Below are 7,061 nucleotides of genomic sequence, written 5' to 3'. Positions count from 1 at the left end.
CGTCTGGAATGTCATCCAACAGCCAGTTACGACCTGACGACCCACTCACTGGTGCTACGACCGGCTTGGCAGGTCCCACCCAGTTACGACCATTCCCGGCAATGCTGTTACCCAGCACATCCCCGAACGCCGAAACAGCGATATTGGCAAACTCCATTTTGCCTTGACCATTGATGGCGATCTGTACCGTACGATAGGTAGCGCCGAGGATCATCTTGTTCACAAACATCCCGACAACCCCGTTTGCATCAGGCAGTTTGCCACTATCTGCTAAATCTCCTACTAGCTGATTGCCCAGCGCGGCACCGGCAATTTCACGCCAACGGAAAGTCGGGTCGTTGCCTTGTAAGCGGTTCAAGCCGTAGTTGGTTGCATACATGGCCGTGCCTTGCACGGCATACTTGGCGGCACCTGCCCACCCGATATTGTCTTTAACCCCGTACTCCGAAATAGCCGCTGCCGCTGCTGCTCTAACCGTACTCTTGTAGTCGTATTCGTAATCCTTGGTGAACCCGGGCGGACGCTTCAGGTCACCCCCCAGTATCGCCCCACCGATAATGCCGAATGGCAGACCACGTAACAGCAGGTCGCCATAGTCGAGCTGGTTGTTGAAGGCGGCATAGCTGTATTGCCGCGCCATATCGCCTGCAGTTGCACCAATGGCGGGATTGCCTGTTGCCAGGGTCGCCATAACGGTAACGGCAATGCCGATCACCTGCGCCAGTCCACCGCACTTGCCTTTGGGGGGCGGTGGTGGCGGTGGCAAGCCCGGCGTGGTGTCACCCACCAGCCGGCTGGGGTTGTACGGCGCAAACGTGTCCGCACGGTTGGCTGCCGACACGGCATTTGGAATACGTAGGTTTCTACCGATTGGCTGCGATACGTCGGCACCTTCCGTCAGGCCATTGGCATCGCCGATCAAGTACCACAGGCTGCTGTCGCCCCATACCGCAAACGCAATAGTGCGTAGCGTGTCACCCTGGTTGACGGTATAGATCGATTGGGTGTTCGGCGCCTGGGTGCCGGTACGTGCTGCACTGGTGTAGTCGAAGTTGGCTTCTTCGCCTGCGCCATAGCTCGATGCCACGGTATTGCCACCGACAAAGAGGTAGTTGACCTTGTGCGCCGCCACGTTGTCATTGGTTTTCTGCAGCACCCGGCCGTTCAGGTCTACCAGCATATTCCGCTGCTTGAATCTGCCGTGGGGGTCGCTGACGGAGATCACGTTGCCGTAATCATCCAATGTCGAGATACTGGTCCCGCTTCCTTCTGTCGTCCCGTTGGTACGATGCTGTTTAACTTCCCGCCAGCTTTCAAACGCCTGGTGATCAAACGAGAAATCCGTCCGCACATTGTGTGTGTAGTCGTCGTACGTATAGTTGGTAAGCTTGCTGCCCTTGTAGGTGTTGGTCAGCACCGTAGTGCTCGGCTTATAGTCGGTGAGCCGCACGATGGCGTTTAATGGGAGCGCATCGAGCTGTGCCTGCGTTTTGCCATCCAGCTTATGGGTCTCCTGCCGTGCCAATCGTCCTTGCCCGGTCACTTCGTAGGCATTACGCGTGCGCTCTGAAAGTCGGCCGTCTGCGCTATAGCTATCCTCCAAGGTGACTTGGCCCAGATAGTTATATTCCCGACGTGTCTTGAGCGCAGGGTGCATGATGTTGACGGCAGTATCCAGGCGATACGTGTCGACCTGTTGCCCAAAACTATCGTAGGTAAAGCTATCCTGCTGGTTGCCATTCTCAGTCGTTCGCCACACTTCAGTGCGTTGTTGACTGCTGCCTCGATAGGAAAGTCGCTCACCTTTTCCATTTGTAACCTCAACAGTGCCATTCTTCACTGAGCCCCGGCTTACAACGACACGATTCAATGCATCGTAACTGTAGTGGTGCTCCTTATCCGGGATGCCAGCAACAAGTGAGTTGGTATATTGCATGCCCTTCACATAGGTGCGATTGCTGTTGGCGTCGTAACCATACTGTGCCGCCACGGTCGGACCATATACCGCCTGGACACGGCCCAAGGCATCATAGTCGGTCGCCTGATACCAGTTGCCTTTTCCGGGTCGGGACATTGATTCAAAGCGGACACGCCCCATGACATCGTAACGGGAACGCTGTACGCCCAGCACGTCCATGCCGCGGTAGTCGATCTGCTCAATCAGATGACCTGCCTGGTCATACAGGTGGCTGCGCGTGATCGGGTCTTTACCGGCCACCGTATAGTTAAAATGGTCAACCTGGCCCAGCCCGTTATACCGATAGTGGTTGTAGGTGTTGCCGCCGAGATCGGTATGGCTGGTCAGGCGATTGGTGGCCAAATCATATTGCCAACTCTTGCTTTCTTCCACGTAATCGTTGTTAAAACGCGAGAAAGTACTTTCTTTCGTTTTATTACCTTGCTGATCATAGGTAAATGCCTGGCGCGTTCCAGAGTAAACTGTGTTGTGTGCGTGGGTGGAAAGCAGCACATCGACGTCGGTGACCTTGCCGTGCGTACCATACGCATACCAGGTCGTTTGCTGGGCATTTGTATCGTCTTCCGCGAGGTGATTCTCCCGTACGCGATTACCGGCAGCATCGTAACCGTAGTGGGTGAGCAATACCTTCGTGGTCCAGTTTGGTCCAGAAGGGGTGGCTCTTGCGCTGAGCGCCTGGCGATTCACATCACCCTGCCGGCGATCCAGAATGCGCTGGTCCAGCCGGTTGTAATCGTAGGTGGTAACCAGCGGCCGGTCGCCGATATTGCTTACCGTCGTTGCCAATCGGCCAAGGTGGTCATAAGCATGCTCATCCCCTGCCCAACCTTCCGGTTTCTCGGTTGATATGCCATGCGTGGTTCTGGCCAGACGGCCAAACTGGTCGAACTGTTGGCGGGTGAGATAGCCGTTACCATCCCAACTGCCGATCAGATCGCCAGTATGGCTATAGGCATAGCGTTTGATCACCGAGCCATGCGAGCTATTGCCATTTTTCTGCTTGTCGACCGTTGCGCTGATCTCGTCCTGCAACTGGTTCTGGCTGTTGTAATGCCAACGTGTATCTGCACCACTGGCGTCGGTGAGGCTGATCCGATTGCCCCAGCGGTCAAAGCGGGCTTGGGTAGTCGGGCGGTAGGTGGCGCTAACAACTTTTTCTTCCGGATTCAAGAAGTACTGGTCGTTAATGCGGCTTAAGCGATAGTGCTGAATTCCGGCTGCATGGCCGATCAGGTCCGCTTCGCTTGTACCTGCCGTTGCCTGATAGTCATAAGGCAGGCTGACCTTCTGCAACAGGATGCTTTCGCCGCTGTTCAAACCAAACTCGGCTACATCAACATGCACAACACTTGCCACCAAACCTTGCAAGGCGACTTGCCCGGCTTTATCGGTGTAACGCAGCTTGATGTTTGTCTCTTCGTTTGCCAGATCAGCCGGCGTCTGAATGACGGTTCGGCCAGCGTGACTGCCCAGTTGCAATCCTAGGCCGGTATTGCCGATGGCTCGGCTCGTGAACGCGGGACCAGTCTGGCTGATCTGCCGGCCCAGCTTGTCGTAGCGGGTATAAGTACGGCGGTATCGTCCGCTGGCCTCTGTTTGCAGCTGGTTACCGGACAGTACGGCTGTATGCGCCAGACTGGCCGGGGTAATGGCGCCCGAGAAAGCGTTTTCATCGGGCGAGGTAATCCGCGCCACTTCCCAGCCCATGGGGTTGTAGTACTGCACCGTCCATACGCCGGCTTCCTGACGACGCCAAATGCGACCCGCCGTGTCGTAATCATATTGGCTGGTGGTGATTCCGTTGAGTTTACGCTCGGTGATCTCGCCAAAGGCGTTGTAGATGACCTCGGTTTTCTTCTCTTTCTGCCCCGCATCACCAGATACCACCCCTGGTGGCGAGAAACGTTCTTTTGTGCTGATCTGATTCCCTACGCGGTCATACTCAAATGACTTAACCAAGTTGGTGGTCAGCAAAACACCGGCATCTACGTGTGTTTTGTGTGCCCCTGCCTGTTTGCCCGCATGCCACTCCAGCGCCGTACGGCCGTACTTGTCGTAGAAGGTCTTCTGCAGGATCTGGTTGCCGAGCACACCATCCTCGGCGCGCAGGTCTACACGGTATTCGGTCTGGTGGCCGGCGAGGTCGAAACGGCGCTGTTCGATGCGGTCGCCACTGTTGCTGGCAGGTACAGTCAGGCTGCCAGGGCGCTCTGCGCCCACCGCCAAGGTCATCGTGTCGGCAAACCGTGTCGTACGTACCGCATTACCATGCGCATCGCGTTCGTACTGCGTGACGATGTAGTGGTCGGTATTACCAACCCGCTGTGACGCCTGTGCCTGATGGCTCATCCGACCCAGGGCGTCGTAATAGTTGAATACCCGGTTACCCCGTGCATCGGTGGTTTCGATCACATTGCCATATTGGTCGTAACGGCTGCGGGTGGCGACGTCAGCGTTGGTATAGCTCACCCCCCCCTGGGCGTTCACAGTCGCTCCACCGATATTCTCGCGAATCTCGGCAGTACGGTTACCGAGCTTGTCGTATTCATAGCGGGTGCTGCGGTTCACGCCAGTACCGGGGTCAGTCTTGTTGACCACCGAGGAGACCAGCAATTCAAACATCGATGCCGTGTTTGTTTCCCCTGGACCACAGTCAGCGACTTGGGTGCTGAGCGGGGCTGCGTATTGCACTTCCCGCGTCATCTTGCCCAAGCTGTTATAAGTCCACTGGGTGACATAGCCTTCGGCATCGACCTGCCCTACCTTACGGCCCGCCGCATCGTAATAGAAAGTGGTGTCGGCCCAGGTCTGGGTTGTCCCGACGTGGGAGACCAGGACGGATTGCTTGATGAGCAATCCTTGCGTGTTGTACTGGTTACGCGTGGTCTTGCCGGTTGCCGACGCTTCCACCAGGTTGCCCTGCAGGTTCAACTGATAGGCAGTCGGTTCCACCGTCTCGATCACCCGGCCAGCCTGGTCGTAGCGGTAAAGGATCGCCCGGTCATACGGGCTGGCCCGATCGGGCAACAGCAGTGCTGACCGTTCCTGGTTCAGGTCGTAACCTTCTTTGCGACCAGGCGCCAGATCGAGCTTGGTAGCATGGCGAACCAGCGAAGTACGGTTACCGATCGCGTCGTAGTTGTAGGCAGTCAGATAGCCCTCGCCATCCGTTTCCAGGATAATGCGGCCGAGCTTGTCGTAGGATTTGTAACGCCAGTTGCCGCCCACATCCTCGTGTGCCACGGCATTGCCGAAGCTGTCGTAATAGGTGGTACTGGTTGGGGTAAACGGGGTTTCACCCAGGCTGGTGCGGTTCAGATCAGTCCCGTTGTAGATCGTATCGTTACCGACCTCCGGTGTACTGCCTACCGTCCCGAACCCCACCTGCTTGAGCGTAGTCTGCCGGCCGGCTCTGTCGTAGGCGAACTCGCTGACGCGCTCCATGCCGGCAATGCCGGCGGCTTCAGTGCGTTTGACGAGATTACCCATGCTGTCATAGTCAAACCGCGTGACCAGCTGGACACGTTGCGGTGCGGCATCGGGGCTGGTGCGGATGTCGACAGCATCGGTGGTTTCGGTGAGCTTACGGTTCGCTGCATCGTAGGTGTAAGTGGTGGTCTGATCCTTACTGTCACTCGCAGGTCGGATCGCATCTATGCCCTTCGCCAGCAGACCCTTGATCGAATAGGCGGCGTAAAGCTGTCTATCCGACTGCACAATGACATCCTTGATGCCATCACCATTGATATCCGCAAAGGCCTGAACTTGACGACCCAGTTCGCTTGATGTGCCCAAATCACGATTGACGAGGAAAGGGGTGCTGTAGCGCTGCCCATCGAATTGGGAGGCATATAGCCCGTCGTCTTTGTATATCAGCAGGTCCAGCTTGCCATCGCCATTCCAGTCAATCGGTTCCAGTCGATTGGCCTGACCAATAGCGCCCAAGGTATAAGCTTCATAAGCACCGTCCCCCTTGAGTCCAGTGCCCGTGGACAGGGTGACTGCCAAATGGGCATTCGGTCCCGTCTTATCACCTACGACACGAAGATAATCCGCTTTGCCATCTCCGTCGAAGTCCGCCCACCAACGACGGTCTTCATAACCCCAGTCGCCGGGACCCAGAAACAGTGGCTGCCTACGGATGGTCGTGCCATCTTCAGCCCCAAAGTCCACACGGAGCAGCCTGCCTGGTCCACTCGGTTCACCTACAGCTCGCAGATAGTCTGCCTTGCCATCCCCATCAAAGTCCACCCACCAACGAGGCCCCGGATACCCCCAGTCATCCAGGTTCCAATTCACTGGGCCCTGCGTGTTGCCCAGGGTGGTCTGGGCGGAACTACCGCCATCAGTGCGTCGAATAAAGTCGCCGACACCATCTCCCGTCACATCGGCCCACCAACGCAACCCTTCCGGTCCCCAGTTAGTGATCGGGAAGAAGCGTATCCCTTGGTCATTGATCACACCTTGGCCATTGGCGTAACTGACCGCGGCTTGGCTGTTCGCTCCGCTGAGTGCCCCCACCGTGCGGATAAAATCCGCACGGCCATCGTTGTTCATATCAATGAACCAACGTTGGCCGGCATAACCCGGATCACCCACGGTGATACGCTGCAACGAAGAATAGGGACTGTTGGTGTCGTCCCAGACCTTGGTGGCGTAACGGGTCTCGGCGGTCTTCTGCCCTAGGGCGTCATAGCGGTACTCCGTCAGATAGCCTTGTGCATCAATCTGACCTACCAGTCGATTTGCTGCGTCGTAGGCAAACCGGGTGGCATTGCCATTCGCATCGCGTTTGGCTACCACATTGCCCGCAGCATCATATTCAAAGTGGGTGGTCAGCTTCAGCCCATTGGGGTCCACCGTTTCGCTGATCCGCCTCCCTGCTTTGTCGTAGGCGTAGGCAGTGGTCTTATCCTCACTACTGCTCGCCGGCCGAATGGTTCCGATTCCCTTTGCCAGCAGACCCTTGATCGAATAGGCGGCGTAAAGCTGTCTATCCGACTGCACAATGACATCCTTGATGCCATCACCATTGATATCCGCAAAGGCCTGAACTTGACGACCCAGTTCGCTTGATGTGCCC

At 56.7% G+C, this 7,061-nt stretch carries 1 protein-coding gene; it reads right to left on the bottom strand.

Annotation, left to right across the window (positions count from 1 at the left end; translation table 11 throughout):
- Positions 1-7,061 (bottom strand): FG-GAP-like repeat-containing protein (locus tag ACUHMQ_RS19470; RefSeq protein ID WP_445297120.1); only part of this gene is annotated, 7,061 nt, incomplete at both ends.

This window comes from Chitinimonas violaceus (assembly GCF_052601015.1).
The sequence above is the reverse complement of the archived record's forward strand: the minus strand, read 5'-3'. Positions and strand labels throughout refer to the sequence as shown.